The sequence below is a fragment of the Cellulomonas sp. CW35 genome, assembly GCF_052378485.1.
Lineage (GTDB): Bacteria > Actinomycetota > Actinomycetes > Actinomycetales > Cellulomonadaceae > Cellulomonas > Cellulomonas uda.
Genome location: NZ_CP199000.1, coordinates 2763852 through 2783057 on the forward strand (window position 1 = coordinate 2763852; position 19206 = coordinate 2783057).

Here is a 19206-nt window from a genome sequence, read left to right on the forward strand (position 1 = left end):
GCTCCTGGGATCATGGGGTCGTGCGAGACGACGACGAGACCTGGACCTTCCGGCCCCGCAGCGCGGCGTGGATCACGGGGGGTACGTGGCTCGTGGTCGCGGGCTTCGCGGGTGCCGCGGTCGCCGAGGGGGGTGCGCGGACGCTGCTCACCGCGGTGCCGTTCACCGCGGCGGCCGTGCTGCTCACCTGGCTGGTGGCCTACCGGCCGCACGTGCGGCTCGACGACGAGGGCGTCCACGTGGTGAACCCCTTCGTGACGCACCACGTGCCGTGGACCGCGCTCATCGAGATCCGGACGCGCTTCACGTGCACGTTCGTGACGCCCGGCCGCAGCGTCGAGGCGTTCGCCGCCCCGGGCCCGGGCCGGCACGCCGCGACGCGTGCGGTGTCCGTCGACCTGCGCCACGTGCAGGCGGGGGCCTTCGACCCCGCCCGCTCCGTGAGCATCGGCGAGATCGGGCACTCGCCGTCCGCGGTCGTCGCGACCGCGGCGCGCCGCCGCTGGGAGCGCCTCGTCGAGGACGGTGCGCTCGAGCTCGGTGTCGCGGACGAGGTCCCGGTGCGCCGCGAGGTGCACACGGCCGCCCTGGCCGCGGTGGGCGCGCTCGTCGCGCTGGGCGCGGTGCTGCAGCTCGTCGGCTGAGCACCGCGCCGACCGCGCGTGCGTGCGGGGCGTCACTTGGTCTCGTCCCGGGGGTCCGGGTCGTGCCCGACGCCCGGTGCGCCGTCCTCCCAGCCGCTGCGTGCGCCGTCGAGCGTCGCGACGTTCGCCGCGAGCAGGCTGCCCTCGAGACGCGCGTCGAGCTCCTCGCGCGGCGTCTCACGCATCCGGCGCAGCGACACCTTGCGCTGGCGCGGGTCGAACGCGTCGCGCAGGCCGTCGCCGATGAAGTTGATGCAGAGGCAGATGAGGACGATGAACAGGCCGGGCCACCAGAACAGCCAGGGGCGCGTGGCGAACGCGGCCTGGTTCTGGCTGATGAGCAGGCCCAGGGACGTGTCCGGCGCCTTGACGCCCATGTTCAGGTAGGACAGCGACGTCTCCAGCAGGATCGCCGAGGACATCAGCAGGGTCGTGTTGACCGTGATGACGCCGACCGCGTTCGGCAGGATGTGCTTGAAGATGATCCGCTTGTCGGACGCGCCCGCGAGGCGGGCCGCGTCGACGAACTCGCGCTCGCGCAGCGACAGGAAGTCACCGCGGACGAGCCGCGCCATGCCGGTCCAGTACGTCAGGCCGAGCAGCAGGCCGAGCACGACGACACCGGACTTGGTGTTGTAGCCGATCACGGCGCCGATGAGCAGCACCGGGATGATGATCACCATGTCGGTCAGGCGCATGAGCACCGCCTCGACCCAGCCGCGGAAGTACCCCGACAGCGCGCCGAACACGACGCCGACGAACGCGGCGATGACGCCGACGACGAACGTCACGAGCAGCGAGATCTGGGTGCCGCGCATCGTCATCGCGAAGTAGTCGCGCCCGACCGAGTCCTGCCCGAACGGGTGCTCACCCAGGGAGAACGGGAACAGGCTCAGCGTGGGTCGCCCGCCGTTCTGCAGCGGCGGGGTGTCCGTCCAGCGGAACTTCCACCAGCCGTGCCAGCCGCCGATGCCCACCGAGGTGAGCGCGAGGATCACGACGAGCGCGAGGACGACGAGCGAGACGATCGCGCCCGTGTGGCCGAAGAAGCGCTTGCGGACCAGCGCGCCCTGGCTCTTGCCCTTGAGGTCGGCCGCGACCTCGCCGGAGTCGAGGGAGTCGGTCATCCGCTCCGTGGTCTGCTCGGTCATGCCTTCACCCTCACGCGCGGGTCGAGTGCGGAGTACAGGAGGTCCGCGACCAGGTTGAACGTCACCGCGGTGACGCCGACGACGAGGAACACGCCCATGACGGGGTTCGGGTCCTGGTGGTCGAGGCCTTGGATGAAGAGCTGGCCCATGCCCTTGAACGAGAACACGTTCTCGGTGATGACGGCGCCACCCAGCAGGCCGCCGATGTCGAACGCGACGATCGTCGCGAGCGGGATCAGCGCGTTGCGGAACGCGTGCCGGACGACGACCGTGCGCTCCGGCAGGCCCTTGGCGCGGCCGGTGCGGACGTAGTCCTGACCCATCACCTCGAGCATCGACGCACGCGAGTAGCGCGTGTACGAGGCGAGCGAGATGAGGATGAGCGAGATCGTCGGGAGGACGAGGTGCGTGTACTTGTCGACGCCCGTGATCCAGAAGTCGCCGTTGAGGTTCGGCGTCTCCGAGCCGATCGTCGCGATCGGGCGGCCGCGCGTGAGCTTGAAGTACTCGGGCCACGCCTGCATGAACCCGTCGAGCAGCACGAGGCCCGCGACGAGGAACGAGGTGAGGGCCGCGACCTTCATCGACTGGCCGCGGTCGTAGCCGCCCATGAGGCGCCCGACGAGCAGGCCGCCGCCGACCGCGGCGATGCCGAGGAGGATGACGAGCCAGACCGACGGGTCCTCGAGCAGCGGCTGCAGCGCGAACATCGCGACGACGGCGAGCCCGACCATGATGAGCGCGGAGTACAGCGCCTTGCGGTTGCGCAGGCCCGCGAGCAGCGCGGTGAGCGCGAACGCGATGCCGACGCCGAGCCCGGCGACGATGCCCGGCCCGAGACCCGGGTAGCTGAACCACTGCGACCAGCCGAGGTACCACAGGATGCCGGCGGTGAGGAGCGTGGACCCCGCGAACACGATGCCGCGGCGCTTCCACGAGCCGCCGATGAGGACCGTCCAGATGACACCGGCGACCAGCCCGACGGCGAGAGCGACGGTCACGCTCACCGAGGGGTCCCGGAGGAAGTCGTTGAAGCCGATCGCGCCGAACTCCTTGAGGAGCACCGCGACCCAGAACACCGGCAGCGAGAAGAACAGGAACGTCATGAACGTGACGCTGTAGTCGAGCACCGAGTACTGGCGCAGCGCGACGACGATGCCGATCGTGATGCCGATGACGACCGCGAGGATCGTCGCGGTGAGCACCAGCTGGATCGTCGAGGGGATCGCGGCGCTCAGCGCGTCGGTGACCTCCTGGCCCTGGAGCGTCTTGCCGAGGTCGCACTGACCGGGGATCACGCACTTGACGGCTCCGCTGAGCCACGAGAAGTAGCGCAGGGGTGCGGGGGTGTCGAGGTCGAGCAGGTCGATGCGGGCCTGCATCAGGGCCTCTTTGTTGGGGCGGTTCGACTCGCGGTACTCCCTCAGCGGGTCACCGGACACGGCGACCAGCTGGTACACGAGGAACGACGCCCCGAGCAGGATGAGCAGCGACACACCGAGGCGTCGCAAGACGTAGGAAGCCATCAATTCTCGCTTCTCGGGCGTGGGGAGCGTGCGCGGGTGAGGTGCACGCCTCCGCGTCGGCGTCGCGCTGTCGCGACGCAAAGGTCGGGAACGCCGCGCCTCGTGGGCGACGCGTTCAAGGCGGGTCCGCCGTACTGGTCAGTACGACGTTCTGAGGAGGGACTCTAGCGCGCGTCGCGCGCCGGTCCGTCGTCGACGGTGCGTCGACGACCCCGGGACGCACCGGTGCCGGGACCCGAACGACCGGGTCCCGGCACCGGTGGCTGTCATACCGGGGAGGTCAGCCGACTCAGTCGGTGACCGTCCAGTCCCACACGTTCCACCAGACACCCGACTGGCTCGGGTTGTAGGCCTCGATGCCACCCACGCGGTCGGCGACCGCGTCGATGCCGACCGACTGGAACAGGGGCAGGCCGTACGCGTCGGCGAACAGGAGCGGGTCGATCTGCTCCTGGATGTTCGCCTGCTCGTCGAGGTCCAGCGTCTTCACGAGCGTCGCGGCGAGCTGGTCGACCTCGGCGTTCTTGTAGCCGTTGTAGTTGCCACCACCGGTGCTGGAGAAGATCTGCGGGACGCCGGAGACGCCGACACCCGAGTTGATCCAGCCGAAGATGGCGACGTCGTACGAGCCGTCGGCGAGGCGCGAGCCCCACTCGGCGTCACCCTGGTCGTCGACCTTGAAGCCGGCGGCCGTGGCCTGCGCCGCGATCAGCGTGTAGGCGTTGACGCGGTTCGGGTTGTTGATGTTGTAGAGGATGCGCACGGTCGGCGTGACACCGACCTCCTCGAGCAGCGCCTTGGCGCCGGCGACGTCGGGCTCACCCGGGTAGTCGGCCGAGCCGTTGTTCGCGACCGAGTCCTCGTACGAGGCCTGGGCCGGGACGAAGAGCTGCGAGTTGAGGATCGACGCGTCCGCCTTGAGCGGCGTGACGATCGCCTCGAGGATCGCCTGGCGCGGGATGACCTTGAGGAACGCCTGGCGGACCTTGAGGGCCTTGGCCTCGTCGCCACCGTAGGTCGCGGGGTCGAACGGACCACCGTTGTTGAAGGTCAGGTCGACGTGGTCGTACGCGAGCTGGTCGCCCTCGTGGACCGTGATGCCGTCGATGCCCTCGAGCGCCGCGAGCGTGTCAGCGGACGGCTGCGGGGAGATGACGTCCACCTCGCCGTTCTTGAGCGCCTGCACGGCCGCCGTGGCGTCCGGGATGGTGCGCATGACGATCGAGTCCAGCTTCGGCGTCAGGTCGCCCGAGTACTTCTCGTTCGGGACGAGCGTGACGGACTGGTTCTCGACGACCTCGGAGACGATGTACGGGCCGGACGAGAGGTACAGCTCCGGGTCGCTCGGGAGGACCGTGGAGTCGAAGCCGGTGTTCCAGAAGTCCGCGACCTTGCGCAGCTCCGGGTCGTCGGCCGTCGCGTCCTTGGCGGTCGGCGCGAGCTTGGTGAACAGGTCGATCAGCGCCTGACCGTCCGCGAGGCCGGCCTTCTTGGCGACGACGTGCGCGGGCGCCTCGGCGGCGAGCGCGTACTCCCAGTCGGCCGCCGGCTCGGAGAAGGTGAGGGTCATCGAGCGACCGTCCTCACCCAGCTCCGGGAAGTCGGTCAGCGCGAGCGTGCCCGTGTCACCGGCGTAGTCGAAGTAGGAGACCTTGCCGTCGGCCGAGTTGTAGTGGCCCGAGTCGACCGCCCACGACAGGAGCAGGTCGTCCGCGTCGACGGGCTCGCCGTCCGACCAGACGACACCCTCGTTGATCGTGTACTTGACGGTCAGCGGGTCCTCGGAGACGACCTCGTACGTACCGAACGACTCGTCCTTGGCGACACCGGGGTTGCCCGCGGCGAAGCTCGACCCGTCGACGTAGTTGAACCACGCGCGCGTCGGGTAGGTCGTGACCTTCGCGTTGATGTCCGTGTTGCCGTTGCTCGTGTTCGGGTTGAACGAGAAGAACTGGTTCGTCTCGGCAACGGTGAGCGTGCCGCCGGTGGTGGCCGCCTCGGAGGCCGACGGAGCGCCGGTGGCGTCGTCGTCCGAGTCGCCAGGCGCGTTGGAGCACGCGGTGAGCACGAGCGCGGTGGTCGCGAGAGCCGCGACACCGGCCAGGGATCGCCTGATCTTCAATGTTCCTCCAGGGAAGGTGGAGGCCGGCTCGGGCCGCCGTACGGGGGTACCGCGTACGAGGTACGTGGACGAGGTACGGCAGCGAGGCAGACCGCCAGTGTTTGGCGCAACGTTAGTCAAGCGTTTTCGGACAAAGCAGGCCCGGACCCGGCCGACTCCCGATCGTTACCCGATTGATACTGACCAGTACGTCTCAACTTTCGAGACAGCACCGGCGATTCGTGCGGAAAAATCACCTCTCTCCAGCACGAAGACTGTCCACGACCCGTCAAATCGGCGAGCGGGAGAGCGGCCGGTGTGTTATAGCCACGTGACGCGCCGTTCGCACGCCCGACACATGCCGGAAACACGCGCGGAGCGACGCGCCCGCCCCTCTGCCGCGCCCGGGCGGCCCCGCGACGCACAATGCGGGACGTGGACCTCACCGACCTCGCCCGCCGCGCGGGCCGCACCCGCTGGTTCGCCCGGCTGGGCCGCGCGACCTCGCGGCTCGACCGGCGGCTGCAGCGCGCGACCGGCGGTCGCTGGACCGTCCTGGGCCGACCCCGCCTGCCGCAGCTGGTGCTCACGACGACCGGCCGGCGCTCGGGTGAGCCGCGCGAGGTGGTGCTCCTGCACGTGCGCCACGAGGGCTCCTGGGTGGTGCTCGCCTCCAACTGGGGGCAGGCGCACCACCCGGCCTGGGCGCTCAACCTCCTGGCCGACCCGCGGGCGCGGGTCACGGTCGACGGGCGCACGCACGATGTGACCGCGCGCCTCGCGACGCCCGACGAGTCGCGCGTGCTGCTGCCCCGGCTGCGCGCCACGTGGCCGGGCTACGAGGCGTACGAGCAGCGTGCGGGCCGCGACCTCCACCTGTTCGTCCTCGACCCCTCCGCCTAGCCCGCGGACACCTACCATGCGGTAAGTGTTTCGGTTACGCTCCCCGCGTGGGATCGCTCCCGCACGCTCGTCGTGCGGCGCGGCCCGCCGGCTCGCGCCGCCGCCGTCGTGAACCCCGTCGTAAAGGACCTCCCGTGACCGCACCCCTCGAGACCGCCGGCCCGACCGAGACGGGCACGGCGCCCTACCTCGACGCGACGCTCCCCGTCGCGGAGCGCGTGGCCGACCTCGTCGGCCGCATGACGCTCGCCGAGAAGGTCGGCCAGATGATGCAGCTCGACTCGCGCGGGTCCGTGCGCGGCCTGATCGAGGACACGCACGTCGGCTCGATCCTGCACACGTCCCCCGCGCTCGTGCGCGAGGCGCACGAGGTCACGGCCGGCACGCGCCTGCGCATCCCGCTGCTCATCGCCGAGGACTGCATCCACGGCCACTCGTTCTTCGAGGGCGCGACGATCTTCCCCACGCAGCTCGGCATGGCCGCCTCGTGGAACCCCGGCCTGGTCGAGCGCGCCGCGCGCGTCACGGCCGTCGAGGTCGCCGCGACCGGCATCCACTGGACCTTCTCCCCCGTGCTGTGCATCGCACGCGACCTGCGCTGGGGCCGGGTCTCCGAGACGTTCGGCGAGGACCCGTTCCTCATCGGCGAGCTCGCGTCCGCGATGGTCAAGGGCTACCAGGGCGACGGTCTGACCGACCCGACGGCGATCCTCGCGACCGCCAAGCACTTCGCCGGCTACTCCGAGACGCAGGGCGGGCGGGACGCCACCGAGGCGGACATCTCGCGCCGCAAGCTCACCGCCTGGTTCCTGCCGCCGTTCGAGCGCGTCGCCCGCGAGGGCTGCGCGACGTTCATGCTCGGCTACCAGTCGATGGACGGCACGCCGATCACCGTGAACGACTGGCTGCTGACCGACGTCCTGCGCGGCGAGTGGGGCTACACCGGCACGCTCGTCACGGACTGGGACAACGTCGGCCGTATGGTCTGGGAGCAGCAGATCCAGCCCGACCACGCGCACGCCGCCGCAGCCGCCGTGAAGGCGGGCAACGACGTCATCATGACGACGCCGCAGTTCTTCGACGGCGCCCAGGAGGCCGTCGCCGCCGGCATGCTCGACGAGGCCGCGATCGACGCCGCGGTGTCCCGCATCCTCACCCTGAAGTTCGAGCTCGGGCTGTTCGAGGACCCGCGCCGCCCCGACGACGCGCGCATCGCGCAGGTGCTCGGCACCCCCGAGCACGAGGCGCTCAACCTGGAGCTCACGCGCCGCTCGATCGTCCTGCTGCGCAACGAGGGCGTCCTGCCGCTGGCCGGCGGCTGCACGGCGGGCGACGACGAGCGCGCCGTCGCCCCCGCGGGCGCCGAGCGCCGGCGCGTGCTCGTCGTCGGCCCGAACGCCGACGACACCGACGCGCAGCTGGGCGACTGGGCCGGCCGCTCGGGCCAGGTGGACTGGCTGCCCGACGGCCACCCGCGCCACATGATCGAGACCGTGCTCGACGGCCTGCGCCGCCGCTCGCCCGAGGGCTGGGAGGTCACGTACGCGCGCGGCGCCGACATCCTCACGCTGACGCCGGACCCCGAGGGCGAGTACTTCCCCGACGGCCAGCCGCGCCCGCAGGTCGTGGCGCCGTGCGAGCCCGACCCGGAGCTCATCGCCGAGGCCGTCGCCGCGGCGCGGGACGCCGACTACGTCGTCGCCGTGGTGGGCGACCGCATCGAGCTCGTCGGCGAGGGACGCTCGACCGCGACGCTCGAGCTCATCGGCGGTCAGGTCGCGCTACTCGACGCGCTCGCCGCGACCGGCACGCCGCTCGTCGTCGTCGTGGTCGCCTCCAAGCCGCACGTGCTGCCGGACTCGGCGCTCGACGCCGCGGCCGTCGTGTGGGCCGCGAACCCCGGCATGCGCGGCGGGCAGGCGGTCGCGGAGATCCTGCTCGGCCTGGTCGAGCCGTCGGGGCGGCTGCCCATCACGTTCGCGCGGCACGTCGGCCAGCAGCCGACGTTCTACAACCAGCTCCGCGGCCAGCACGGCACCCGGTACGCGGACCTCACGCAGCGTCCGGCGTTCGCGTTCGGCGCCGGGCTGAGCTACACGACGCTCGAGTACGCCGACCTCGAGGTGCTCACGCCGTCGGTCACGGCGGCCGACGAGGTGCGCGCGCGGGTCACCCTCCGCAACACCGGCACGCGCCCCGCGCTCGAGACCGTCCAGGTCTACGTGTCCGACCTCGTCACCACGACGATGTGGGCCGAGAGCGAGCTCAAGGCGTACCGCCAGGTGGAGGTCGCGCCCGGCCAGAGCGTCGTCGTCGAGCTCACGCTGCCGGCGTCCGCGTGCTCGATCGTCGACGCCCAGGCGCGCCGCGTCGTCGAGCCGGGTGCGTTCGAGCTGCGCGTCGGGCCGTCCTCGGTGCGCGAGCAGCAGCTCGTCGCGGGGTTCACCATCACCGCGTGACGCGATGTCCGGTTCACGGCCCGTTCGTGACCCGCCTGGACGTCAGGCGGGTCACGGGCGGGTCACGAGGTGGTGACGGACGTCGCCGGAACCGGTTCCACCGGCTACGGTGACGCCATGCAGGTTCGGGTCATCGGCGACCGTCGGGTGCTCATGCTGCCCGCGGAGGGTCCCGCGATCGGTGCGGCACAGGCGACGGATCTCGTCGGCGACGCCTGGGGGTTCGACGCATCGGTCGTGGCGGTCCCCGCGCAGCGGCTCGACCCCGACTTCTTCCGGCTGAGCACGCGAGTCGCCGGCGAGATCGCGCAGAAGCTCGTGAACTACCACCTGCACCTCGTCGTGGTGGGTGACGTCAGCGGGCACGTGGCGTCGAGCGAGGCGCTCGCGGGCTACGTGCACGAGTCCAACCGGGGCCGCCACGTGTGGTTCGTCGCGGACGACGACGAGCTCAAGCAGCGGCTCGTCGGCTGAGCCGCGCGCGCCGGCCGGGCCGGCGCCGGGCGTGAGCTACCGCTCCTGCCACGTGCACAGGCACAGGCGGTTGCCCTGCGCGTCCGCGAGCACCCAGAAGCTGGGCGCGTGCGAGTCGTCGACGAGCCGCCCGCCGGCCGCGAGCGCCGCGTCGATGCGTGGCTGCACCTCGCCGGGGTCCACCCACACGTCCAGGTGCCACCGCTGGCGCGGCTCCTGCGTGCCCGACCACTGGAACCACACCGTGGGGAGCGCGCCCGCGGGGTCGCTCAGGTCGTCCTCGCCCGTGTACGCGAGCGCGGCGGTGTAGAAGCCGCGCACCTCGGCGTGGTCGGGGCTGTCGAGCGCCAGCTCGACGAGGCTGCGCTCGGCGCCGCGCAGCTCGTGGCCGGCGTCCGCCGCGAAGCGGCTGATGTCGCGCGCGAGCCGCACGTCCGCGTCCGTGACGCCGCCCGCGTCGTGGCTCGTGAGTCGCACGTCGACGAACGCGTAGCGCAGGTCGAGGTCCGGGTGGTGGTCCTGCTCCTGCGCGGCCGCGCCGATCCGGTCCACGAGCGCGAGCCCCGCGGCGAAGCCTCCCGTGGCGATCCGGGTGTGCAGCCCGCCGGGCAGGTACACCCAGCCCGTCAGGCCGGCGTCGGCGATCTGCTGTCCCGTCAGCGTCTCCATCTCTCCATGCTGACGCCGACCTCCCACACGCGCAGCGTGAGGTGCGCCAGGCGCAGGACCGCGGTCCGTGCGGACGTTCCCCGGCTGCCCCGCAGACGCCCGCGAACCGGTCAGGATTCGAGAAGCCCGCGCACTCTCGTCGTCCCTAGCCTGGTCATGGCACCACGGGGGAGACGCGCGCGGCGAAGAAGATGACACCCGAGCAGGCTGCGGCCGAGGTGGTCGCGAAGATCGCCGAGCTCCCCGAGAACGACCGCGTGATCGCCGAGGCGATCCACCGGCTCGTCCAGGACAACGCCCCGGACCTGGCGGCCCGTACCTGGTACGGCATGCCGGCCTACGCCAAGGACGGCAAGGTCCTGGCGTTCTTCCAGCCCGCGTCCAAGTTCAAGGCGCGCTACGGGACGCTCGGGTTCAACGACCCCGCGAAGCTCGACGACGGGCCGATGTGGGCCACGACGTTCGCGATCACCGCGCTGACGCCGCAGGTCGAGGCGCAGATCGCCGACCTGCTCAAGCGCGCCGCGAGCTGACGCGCACCGAGGCACGGCGGGCGCTGCCGGGCCCCGGTCGCGCCCGTCAGCCCACCTTCTGGGTGCGCAGGATCGAGGTCATCTTCTTGCCGCGTGCGAGCTCGTCGACGAGCTTGTCCATCCACCGGATCCGCTGCGCCAGCGGATCGGCGATCTCCTCGACGCGGTAGCCGCAGATCACCCCCGTGATGAGCGTCGCGTCGGGGTTCATCGCTGGCGCCTGGGCGAAGAACGTCTCGAGGTCGACCTGCGAGTCGACCGCGGCGCGCAGCCCCGCCTCGTCGTAGCCCGTGAGCCACGTGAGCACCTCGTGCAGCTCGTCGACCGTACGGCCCTTGCGTTCCACCTTCGTCACGTAGAGCGGGTAGATCGACGCGAACGTCATCCGGAACAGGCGCTGCGCGTTCATCTCGTCCCTCCGTCGGCCACTTGTCGACCCTATGCCGCACATGACGCACCTGATACTGCGCGGGGGGCGACCAGCGCATCACAAGAGCGTGCCGATTCACGACTCAGCGGCTCCTCACCGTGTGAGCCTCGGTGCACCAGATCCCCCACGCCTCTCGCAGAAGCGCACTTGGGGGATTTCTCCGTCTCCCAGGGGGTCCGTGTGCCTCACGGGGCTGTGCGTCCGCGAGGCTCGCTGCGGTACACCAAGCCTGCGATGACCGTCGAAGAACTCGTGAGCCGGCTCGAGGGGCGCGGGCTCGTGATCTCTGACGAGGACAAGGCCGCCCGGTACCTCCGACACATCGGTTACTACCGGCTCTCGCGGCCTTGCTCAGACGTTGAAGCGGAACTCCACCGGAATCCGTAGAATTTGAACATGATCACAGCCTCCCCGGCCACCTCCACCGATGCCCTCGCCCGTGCTGACGCGCTGATCCGCTCCGCGTCACGCACGGGCTCCCGACCCGCGAGCGCGCCGGGCATTCCGACGAAGCGCGCCGCGATCTACGCCCGCCAGTCCAAGACCGACGACCAGGGCGTCGAGCGGCAGATCGAGCGCGGCATCGCGCTGATCGCCGCTCGGGGATGGACGCACGTCGGGACGTACATCGACAACGACGTGACCGCCAGCAAGCCGCGCGGAGCACAGACGGCGTGGGGCCGGATGCTCGCCGCCGCTGCCGACATCGACGTGACCGTCAGCGTGGACCTCGACCGCGTGGTGCGCTCCACGCGCGACCTGAACACGCTCATCGATCACGGGCTCGCGCTGATCACCCTCGACGGCGAGATCGACCTTACGACCGCCGACGGGGAGTTCCGCGCTTCGATGCTCGCCGCCATCGCCCGTTTCGAGGTGCGTCGCAAGGGCGAGCGCCAGACCCGCGCGAACGCTCAGCGTGCAGCCGGGGGTGGCGTTCCGAAGGGTGCGCGGCTGTTCGGCTTCGAGACCGACGGCACGATCCGCGAGGACGAGGCCGAGGTCGTCCGTGCGCTGTTCGAGGGCTTCGGTCGAGGCGACACGCTGCGCACCCTCGCGCGTCGCTTCGACTCCACGCCGTCGTCCGTCCGCGACCGGCTGCTCAACCCGCGCTACGCCGGGAGGCGTGTCTACAAGGGCGAGGTGGTCGGCACCCTTCCCGCCGCGATCATCGACCCGGCTCTGTTCGACCTCGTGCACGTGCGCCTCACCGACCCGCGCCGCCTGACGAACACCTCGGGGAGCACCGCACGCAAGTACCTCGGCAGCGGGCTCTACCTCTGCGAGTGCGGCGACCCGCGCCCGGTCGTCTCCGGCGGCGACGGCCAGCGCTACCGCTGCCGCGCCTGCGGCCTGATTCGCCGCCGGGAGTCCGTGGACGCCTACGTCCTGACCGTGCTGTCCGAGCGGCTGAAGCGGCCCGACGCCCTCGACGCGATGCGCCCCGCCGCGCCGGACGTGTCCGCACTGCTGACCGAGCAGGTTGCCGTCAAGGGACGGCTGGACTCCCTCGCTGCGCTCGTGGCTGACGGCACCCTCGACGCCGACGCGGTGCGGGCCGCCGCCGAGCCGCTGCGCACGCGGCTGGAGGAGGTCGGCGCGCTCCTCGCCGCCGGGACGACCAGCCCCGTATTGCACGACCTGCGAGCGATCCGCCGCCGCCTGCGCACCGAGTGGCGGACGATGCCGCTCGACCGCCGCCGCGCGATCGTGGACGCCTTCGTGACCGTCACGCTGCACCGCGCCCCGCGCGGCTCGAAGGTGTTCGACCCGTCCACGGTCTCGATCACGTGGAAGGTCGGCTGACGCTACGGTCACGTCATGACTGGGTGGATCATCGCGTTGAGCCTGCTCGGAGCGCTGCTCCCCAGCCTTGGAGTCGGTCGGGTCTACCTCCGCGCACGCGCTGACGAGGCGGAGAGAAGGCGGGTGGTCGCAGAGCGCGGGAGCCACGAGCGCGTGGTGGCTGGCGACATCACGAAGATGATGCACGGCCTCTATGCGCCGAACGACCGCCTCCGGATCGCTGCGACTGACCTCGTGCTCGTACTCGTCGGCTTCGTCTGCACGGCCTTGGCGACGTGCCTCACGGCGTTCAACTAAGCGGTCGAGCTGGAAAGCCTGCAACCGGCGGTGTGGGCCGTTGTGACGGGCTCGCCGTACGGCATCGGGTGAGCGTGCATCGGCACCGTGCGAGGCCGTCAGAACGGCGCACAGCGACGGATGCGGGCATGGTGACGGACCAGGCCAGACGGTAGAATCGGAACCGAGGCCAGGCGCTCCGCGCAGGGCCTCCCTCCCCCGAGGGTCAGTCGCCTGACCGCTCGGGAGCGTGGACCTCACCGTTCCGGAGCACCCGGCCGTAGGTGAGAAGGCGACGTGAGAGCCGCCCCGACGCCGGGGCGCGCGAGGTGCATCGAACAGACACCTGCTTCACGAGGGCTCGACGGCGGAGCCGAGCAGGGTCGCATCTCCACAGGAGAAGCACGATGCCCCGTCGTCTCGTTTCCACCGCCGCCGCAGCGCGGCACTACGCGGTGTCCGACCGCACCATCCGCAACTACATCGGTCGCGGCTACGTCACCGGCTACCGGGTCCAGGGCAAGCGCGGCGTCCTGATCGACCTGGACGAGTCCGACCGCGTGATGGCCCAGATGCCCGGCTCTCGGGCTCGGGCCAGCAAGAAGGCGTACGGCCCGAACGCGCGGATCGTCGTCATCTCGCAGCCCGTCGTCGTCAGCGGGGACGACCAGTGACCCCCGACGTGCTCGCCGCCGCGAAGCGCGTCGCCGCCGAGGCCCCGCCGCTGTCCGACGAGCAGCGGCGGCTGCTCACCGGGCTCGCCACGGTGCCGCAGCCGACCACGCGGCCCCGTCCGCCCGTGCGCCGCACCCCGCGCACCGTCCCGACCCGGAGGCACGCGTGAACGCGAGTGAGGTCGCCCGGTTCCAGCACCCGATGGACGGCTCCAACGGCGACGTGTACGTGCGCCGCGCGGAGGTCGTCGCCGTGACGCCGGACTGGACCGAGGACGGCATCGGCATGGCGTTCGCCCGGCTCCACCTGCGCGGCGGGTCGTCCGTGATCGTGCGCGGCGACGCCGACGACGTGGCGGCGGCGCTGTTCGAGAAGGGAGAGCCGAGGTGAGCGCGGACGACGTGGTGATCGACCTCGCGGGCTACCGGCCCGACCTCGACGCGCTCGTGAGGGCATGGCCGGGAGCCAAGCACTCCTCGGACCCGACGCGGTGGGCGGAGTTCCCGTGCCCGGTCTGCGGGGTCGGTGAGGTGCTGCACCGGTTCGGCACCGACACCGCCATCTGCCAGTCCGGCCGGGGGTGCAGCCTCGAAGCCATCGAGGACGCGCTCCGGGCCGGAGTCGTCGCACCGTCGGGCTCGACGGACGTGCCGTCGCTCCCGACGGACATCGAGCGGTGTCCGATCCACGGCCACAACCTCTCTCACGCCTGCGCGACCTGCCTGGTCGTTCGCGCTCAGGTGGACCGCTACGCGAAGGCGAGGGCCGTGGCACGCGAGGTGCAGGCGATGGCGTCGCCGGACGCCTGGCTCGCGGTGGACCTCTCGGACGCTCCCGCGCACCCGCCCCGGTCGCTGTTGTGGGCGGAACCCATCGAGCCCGGCGGGGAGCGCGTTGCGCTCCTTCGTCCCGGACAGGTCAGCGGGGTGCACGGGGTGTCGGGCTCGGCAAAGACGCACTTCGCCTACCTCGGAGCGGTGCAGGAGGTCGAAGCTGAGAACCTCGTGGTGATCATCGACTACGAGATGCGGAGGGTGCAGGCCCGCAAGGCGCTGGTCGAACTCGGGCTGTCGGATGCGCAGATCAAGGACGGCATCGTCTACGTCGAAGACCCGCCGCTGGTGGACGACGCGGGGTTCGCGCGGCTCATGGAGCAGGTTCTCGATAGGTCGGAGCGCACCAAGAGGCCGCTCACCTTCGGCATCTTCGACTCGGTGTCTCGCAGCATGGGGAAGGTTCCCGGCTGGTCGTCCAACGACGAGATGAACGTCAACGCCTGGTACGACAGTCTCCCCCGGCGCATCCTGCGCGAGTTCCCGGAGTACACGCCGTTCACCATCGACCACCCTGGGCGCACGGACGGGCCGAACTCGATCGGGTCGCACGCGAAGGGCGCCGGACCGGACTTCCGCGTCTGGTGTCAGCAGCGGACGAAGTTCAGCCGGGCGAACGGCGGCGTCGGCCGCTCGACACTCCAGGTGGTGAAGGACCGCGCCGGGGAGATGCGGCTCGACGTGGACATCGCGGAGATCGTCGTCGTCGGCGGGCACCTTCGTCTCCGGATGCTGCCCGAGCAGGGTGGCGAGGGCGAGGTCGAGGTGCCGCTCGACGCCGCTCCCTCGTGGGCTCTGACCGAGGCCGACCAGGCGCTCCTCGACCGCCTCCGTGCGGCCGGTGCTGACGGTCTCATGACGAAGGAGGTGTGCGGCGAGGGCGGTGACTACAAGCCGCGCCGCAAGGCCCTCGAACGGCTGCAGTCGAGAGGGTTGGTGACGTGGTTGCCCGCAGGTCGCGCGAATCGTGGGCAGCGCTGGTGGGCGTCGGAGTTCGCTCCGACGACCTGAGTGTCAGGGTTCAGGGTTCAGGGTTCAGTGGTTCGAAGTTCTAGAGAGAGGGTTCCGTGAACCCTCTCTTCTATAGGAACCCTGAACCCTGAACCCTGAGATGGAGCGGGTGGTCAGCGCAGCCCGGCGCGGCTGGCTGCCCGCTCCACCTCACGGAGCGCGACGAGGTGCGCGCGAGCCGACCGCGCTCGTGCGTGGTCGAGAGGGTTGGGGGCGAAGCCGCGCGAGCGCTCGCCAGCGCCGAGCGTCATCGACTCCGTGCGCCCGGTCATCGTGGCCGTGGTCGCCGTCGTCCGGCCGGTCCTCGGGGTGGTCGTCATCGCGCTCTCCTCGTCTCAGCGGGATACCCCACCAGGGTATCCGCCTCCCGTAGTACGGTGTCGGTCCGAACGGGGACTAGGCTCGAACCGAGCACGGTCCTTCGAGCGCCGGGACGACGACGCCAGCCGTGCCGCGCTCGCTGGCAGTAGGGCCGGAGCAGTCCGAGAGGCTGCCCGCCGATGCCCACACGTCACGACCTCATCGCCCAGCGCGCCACCCGCGCCGCCCGCCGCGCCCACCGTCGCTCTCGCGACAGCGACGACGCCCGGCCCATCGACCCGACGACGGCGGTGTTCCTGCCGGGCTGGCGTCCGTCGGTCGCCAGCGCCGCCGCCGCCGCTGCCCCCACCCGGCCCGTCACGCCCGCCGCCGTCGCCCCTGCCTCCGGACGGCCCCGGTTCCTCGATGACCTCGGGGAGCGGGCGCTGGTGCGCCGCACGCTCAACGTCGTGAAGTCCGTGTCGTGCCCGGTGCACGGCGCTCCCGCCGGGCAGCCCTGCTGGCAGGTGCCGTCCGCGACCACCATCGGCAAGGCGTTCGAGGGCGTGTGCGCCGAGCGCCTGCGCCGCGCGAAGGTGCGCCTCGCCGCTCACCCCACGACCGCCACCACGCAGACGGGCCGGTGATCGCCATGACCACGACGACGACGACCAACCCGACCACCACGACGACCGAGCCCCGCCCCGCCCTCGTGACCCTCGCGCTCGAAGGCGGCGACCTCGCCTGCCTCGCCTGCGGCGTGGCCGTCCACGGCCCGCACGCGCCGGGCGCGGTGGTGACCCTCGCCGCGACCGGGCGCGACGGCGTGCCCACACCCGCCGCCCTGGTCGAGTCCGGGATGCCCGCCCGGCTGCAGACCGAGGAGGTCACCAGGTGCCCCTCGTGCGAGAAGCTACGGATGCAGGCGCTCGCCGTGGTCGCCGCTCACCCTGCCGTCGCGCACCGGATCGGCTCGCGTGACATCGCGCTGCACCGCGTGGAGTGCGCGCTGGACGCGCTCGACGCCCTGGCCTCGCTCGGGCACCGCACGCTCGGGCTGGACGCCCTGACTCGCTCCGGCAAGGACGTGCGGCTCCTCCTCGCGTACCTGACCAGCGCCGGGGGTGCCGCGCGCTGGGCGGCGCGGTTCGCGCCGATCATGGCGCGCAACGCGACCACGGGGACCGCCGCGCTTACCGCGTGGGGCCACGTGGACGACGAGCACGCAGCGACGCTGCGCGACGCCTACGCCGGGCTCCTGCGCGCGAGGGTCGCGGTCCCGCGCCCGACCGCTCCCCCGGCGCTCACCGCCGACCACAGCGCTCCCGCGCCGCGCGGGTGCCTGTTCTGCGGGGTCGGCGCGGTCCTCGCGATGCCCGGCGACCACAACGCGTGGCACCCCGTCACCGCCACGACCAGCGCGCTCGGCGGACGCCCCAGCCCGGAGCCGGTGCGCGGCTGGCTGTGCTCGCCGTGCGACGCCGCCGTGGAGCAGGTCGGCGGCGCGCTCGGCCCGACCGCGATGGAGCGCGCGCTCCTGGACCACCTCGGCGTCGGGCGCACCCTGTCCGCGACGGACCTCGTGGGCCTGGTCGCGTGGTGCGTCGTGCGCCGCCCGGCAGGCAGCCAGCCGACACCGAACGCGACGCCGTGGGCGCACCTCGGGAGCCTGGCGCACCTCGTGGACGAACTGCGGCACGGCTGAGCGCCACGCCCGCTACCGTCCGAGCATGGACGCAGGGACAGTCGTCGCACTCGTGCTCGGTGTCGTTGGCTTCGCGCTCAGCGGCGTCACGCTCTACTTCAACCGTCGCGACGCCAAGGACGCGCGCTGGCTGCAGGAGAAGCGCGTGATCTATGCCAGGACACAGGCCGCTCTCACCGAGCAGTACGAGGCGATGGTCCGGTTCATGAACGTCTTCAACCTCGACCGTGCCACCCGCCCGCCGGGCGAGTTCGACGACGCGCAGACGCGAACCAACGAGGGCTGGTCCACGCTCGTCGCGGTTCGTGGCGAACTCGATCTGCTCGCTCCCGGAGATGTGCGCGCGGCCGTCGAGAGCGCCAAGACCGCCCTGTTCGACCTTGCGTGGGCACTTCCTGGCGACGACGAAGAGCAGTCGGCGGCGCAGAGCGAGGCCGAGAGGCAGAACGCCCGCGCACTCAACGCCATGCGCGCAGACCTCGGCTTGAAGGCGATCGACCTCTACACAGCGGCGGACGCTGACGTTCGACTACGTATCGACGAGTCCACCAAGCGCCCGAAGGACTTCGAGTAGCACATGCCATTTGCAAGACGGCAATCTTGCAACGCTCTGACCTGCGGAAACGCCGCAGGTGTTCAACTGTGGCGGAACTCCACGACGTCGCCGTCGACCATGACGTAGTCCTTGCCCTCGACACGGGCCTTGCCCGCCGAGCGGGCCGCCGCGACGGAGCCGGCCTCGACGAGGTCCTCGAACGAGATGACCTCGGCCTTGATGAAGCCCTTCTGGAAGTCCGTGTGGATCACGCCGGCGGCCTGCGGCGCGGTCCAGCCCTGGCGGATCGTCCAGGCGCGGGCCTCCTTGGGGCCGGCCGTGAGGTAGGTCTGCAGGCCGAGCGTGTGGAACCCGACACGGGCGAGCTGGTCGAGGCCCGCCTCGTCCTGGCCGTTCGCCTCGAGCATCTCGCGCGCCTCGTCCTCGTCGAGCTCGACGAGCTCCGACTCGAACTTCGCGTCGAGGAAGATCGCGTCGGCGGGCGCCACGAGCGCGCGCAGCTCGTCCTGCATCGCGGTGTCCGCGAGGCCCTCGTCGTCGGTGTTGAAGACGTAGATGAACGGCTTCGAGGTCATGAGCTGCAGCGCGCGCACGTGCTCGTCGTCGCGCAGGCCCGCGGCGAACAGCGTGGTGCCGGTCTCGAGGACGTCCTTGGCGCGCTGCGCCGCGGCGAGCACCTCGGGGTCCGTCTTCTTGCCGCGGACCTCCTTCTCGAGCCGCGGGATCGCGTTCTCGAGCGTCTGCAGGTCCGCGAGGATCAGCTCGGTCGAGATGATCTCGATGTCGTCCTTCGGGTTCACCTGACCGGAGACGTGCACGACGTCGGGGTCCGCGAACGCGCGCGTGACCTGGCAGATCGCGTCGGCCTCGCGGATGTTCGCGAGGAACTTGTTGCCCAGGCCCTCACCCTCGGACGCGCCCTTGACGATGCCCGCGATGTCGACGAACGACACCGTGGCGGGCACGATCCGCTCCGATCCGAACACCTCGGCGAGCTTCGTGAGGCGCTCGTCCGGGAGCGGCACGACGCCGACGTTGGGCTCGATCGTCGCGAACGGGTAGTTCGCGGCGAGCACCTGCGCGCGGGTCAGGGCGTTGAAGAGGGTGGACTTGCCGACGTTGGGCAGGCCGACGATGCCGATGGTGAGTGCCAC

Annotated in this window: 21 protein-coding genes; 14 read left to right on the forward strand and 7 right to left on the reverse strand. The window is 71.3% G+C overall.

The features are described from left to right. Positions 1-20: 20 nt before the first annotated feature. Positions 21-644, forward strand: a complete 624-nt coding sequence (locus tag ACT17Q_RS12630; protein WP_444662794.1) for a PH domain-containing protein — start codon at positions 21-23, stop codon at positions 642-644. 32 nt (positions 645-676) lie between these two features. Here ACT17Q_RS12630 and ACT17Q_RS12635 read toward each other — a convergent pair whose 3' ends face one another. The 3 genes from ACT17Q_RS12635 to ACT17Q_RS12645 all read right to left on the reverse strand — a co-directional run bounded on the left by ACT17Q_RS12635 (position 677) and on the right by ACT17Q_RS12645 (position 5443). Continuing rightward, entirely contained in the window at positions 677-1795 is a 1119-nt protein-coding gene (locus ACT17Q_RS12635) for an ABC transporter permease (protein WP_094179340.1), read from the reverse strand. After that, positions 1792-3321 (reverse strand): ABC transporter permease, encoded by a 1530-nt coding sequence (locus tag ACT17Q_RS12640; protein WP_094179339.1) that lies wholly within the window; start codon positions 3319-3321, stop codon positions 1792-1794. The genes ACT17Q_RS12635 and ACT17Q_RS12640 overlap by 4 nt, the downstream gene beginning before the upstream one ends. 289 nt (positions 3322-3610) lie before the next feature. Beyond that, positions 3611-5443, reverse strand: a complete 1833-nt coding sequence (locus ACT17Q_RS12645; RefSeq protein ID WP_444662797.1) for an ABC transporter family substrate-binding protein — start codon at positions 5441-5443, stop codon at positions 3611-3613. Between the two features lie 405 nt (positions 5444-5848). Here ACT17Q_RS12645 and ACT17Q_RS12650 point away from each other — a divergent pair, with 405 nt between their 5' ends. The 3 genes from ACT17Q_RS12650 to ACT17Q_RS12660 all read left to right on the forward strand — a co-directional run bounded on the left by ACT17Q_RS12650 (position 5849) and on the right by ACT17Q_RS12660 (position 9258). After that, the gene (locus ACT17Q_RS12650) at positions 5849-6325 is read left to right on the forward strand and encodes a nitroreductase/quinone reductase family protein (RefSeq protein WP_444662799.1); all 477 of its coding nucleotides are present in this window, start codon (positions 5849-5851) and stop codon (positions 6323-6325) included. A 134-nt stretch (positions 6326-6459) separates the two neighbouring features. After that, the gene (locus ACT17Q_RS12655; RefSeq protein ID WP_268532852.1) at positions 6460-8784 is read left to right on the forward strand and encodes an exo-beta-d-1,3/1,6-glucosidase; all 2325 of its coding nucleotides are present in this window, start codon (positions 6460-6462) and stop codon (positions 8782-8784) included. Positions 8785-8901: 117 nt separating this feature from the next. Further along, the gene (locus ACT17Q_RS12660; RefSeq protein WP_094182017.1) at positions 8902-9258 is read left to right on the forward strand and encodes a DUF4180 domain-containing protein; all 357 of its coding nucleotides are present in this window, start codon (positions 8902-8904) and stop codon (positions 9256-9258) included. A 36-nt stretch (positions 9259-9294) separates the two neighbouring features. Here the strand turns inward: ACT17Q_RS12660 and ACT17Q_RS12665 are convergent, their stop codons facing one another. Beyond that, entirely contained in the window at positions 9295-9927 is a 633-nt protein-coding gene (locus tag ACT17Q_RS12665; protein WP_094179335.1) for a 4a-hydroxytetrahydrobiopterin dehydratase, read from the reverse strand. Between the two features lie 191 nt (positions 9928-10118). Here ACT17Q_RS12665 and ACT17Q_RS12670 point away from each other — a divergent pair, with 191 nt between their 5' ends. Further along, on the forward strand, positions 10119-10460 hold the full coding sequence (locus ACT17Q_RS12670; RefSeq protein WP_444662802.1) for an iron chaperone: 342 nt from the start codon (positions 10119-10121) through the stop codon (positions 10458-10460). Positions 10461-10506: 46 nt separating this feature from the next. Here ACT17Q_RS12670 and ACT17Q_RS12675 read toward each other — a convergent pair whose 3' ends face one another. After that, the gene (locus tag ACT17Q_RS12675) at positions 10507-10869 is read right to left on the reverse strand and encodes a DUF2200 domain-containing protein (protein WP_444662804.1); all 363 of its coding nucleotides are present in this window, start codon (positions 10867-10869) and stop codon (positions 10507-10509) included. Positions 10870-11286: 417 nt separating this feature from the next. On the opposite strand from ACT17Q_RS12675, the gene ACT17Q_RS12680 reads away from it, so the two are divergent. From ACT17Q_RS12680 to ACT17Q_RS12705, 6 genes are all read left to right on the forward strand, one after another. Beyond that, positions 11287-12696: a recombinase family protein gene (locus tag ACT17Q_RS12680; protein WP_444662806.1), complete on the forward strand. Its 1410-nt coding sequence runs from the start codon at positions 11287-11289 to the stop codon at positions 12694-12696. Between the two features lie 15 nt (positions 12697-12711). Beyond that, positions 12712-12993 (forward strand): hypothetical protein, encoded by a 282-nt coding sequence (locus tag ACT17Q_RS12685; RefSeq protein WP_444662808.1) that lies wholly within the window; start codon positions 12712-12714, stop codon positions 12991-12993. Between the two features lie 386 nt (positions 12994-13379). Further along, positions 13380-13646, forward strand: a complete 267-nt coding sequence (locus ACT17Q_RS12690; RefSeq protein WP_444662810.1) for a hypothetical protein — start codon at positions 13380-13382, stop codon at positions 13644-13646. Continuing rightward, entirely contained in the window at positions 13643-13816 is a 174-nt protein-coding gene (locus ACT17Q_RS12695; protein ID WP_444662811.1) for a hypothetical protein, read from the forward strand. The genes ACT17Q_RS12690 and ACT17Q_RS12695 overlap by 4 nt, the downstream gene beginning before the upstream one ends. Beyond that, a complete protein-coding gene (locus tag ACT17Q_RS12700; protein WP_444662813.1) occupies positions 13813-14037 on the forward strand; it encodes a hypothetical protein in 225 nt (74 codons plus the stop codon). The genes ACT17Q_RS12695 and ACT17Q_RS12700 overlap by 4 nt, the downstream gene beginning before the upstream one ends. Further along, a complete protein-coding gene (locus ACT17Q_RS12705; RefSeq protein WP_444662815.1) occupies positions 14034-15491 on the forward strand; it encodes a hypothetical protein in 1458 nt (485 codons plus the stop codon). The genes ACT17Q_RS12700 and ACT17Q_RS12705 overlap by 4 nt, the downstream gene beginning before the upstream one ends. 113 nt (positions 15492-15604) lie before the next feature. Here ACT17Q_RS12705 and ACT17Q_RS12710 read toward each other — a convergent pair whose 3' ends face one another. Then, entirely contained in the window at positions 15605-15811 is a 207-nt protein-coding gene (locus tag ACT17Q_RS12710) for a hypothetical protein (protein ID WP_444662817.1), read from the reverse strand. Between the two features lie 180 nt (positions 15812-15991). Between ACT17Q_RS12710 and ACT17Q_RS12715 the strand changes: the two genes are divergently transcribed. Genes ACT17Q_RS12715 through ACT17Q_RS12725 form a run of 3 tightly spaced genes read left to right on the forward strand, consistent with a single transcriptional unit; the run spans position 15992 to position 18070 of the window. Then, positions 15992-16438: a hypothetical protein gene (locus ACT17Q_RS12715; protein ID WP_444662819.1), complete on the forward strand. Its 447-nt coding sequence runs from the start codon at positions 15992-15994 to the stop codon at positions 16436-16438. A 5-nt stretch (positions 16439-16443) separates the two neighbouring features. Further along, the gene (locus ACT17Q_RS12720; RefSeq protein WP_444662821.1) at positions 16444-17496 is read left to right on the forward strand and encodes a hypothetical protein; all 1053 of its coding nucleotides are present in this window, start codon (positions 16444-16446) and stop codon (positions 17494-17496) included. Between the two features lie 25 nt (positions 17497-17521). After that, a complete protein-coding gene (locus ACT17Q_RS12725; RefSeq protein ID WP_444662823.1) occupies positions 17522-18070 on the forward strand; it encodes a hypothetical protein in 549 nt (182 codons plus the stop codon). Positions 18071-18132: 62 nt separating this feature from the next. Here ACT17Q_RS12725 and ychF read toward each other — a convergent pair whose 3' ends face one another. Next, positions 18133-19206, reverse strand: coding sequence for a redox-regulated ATPase YchF (ychF, locus tag ACT17Q_RS12730; protein ID WP_444662824.1), 1074 nt, complete (start codon positions 19204-19206; stop codon positions 18133-18135).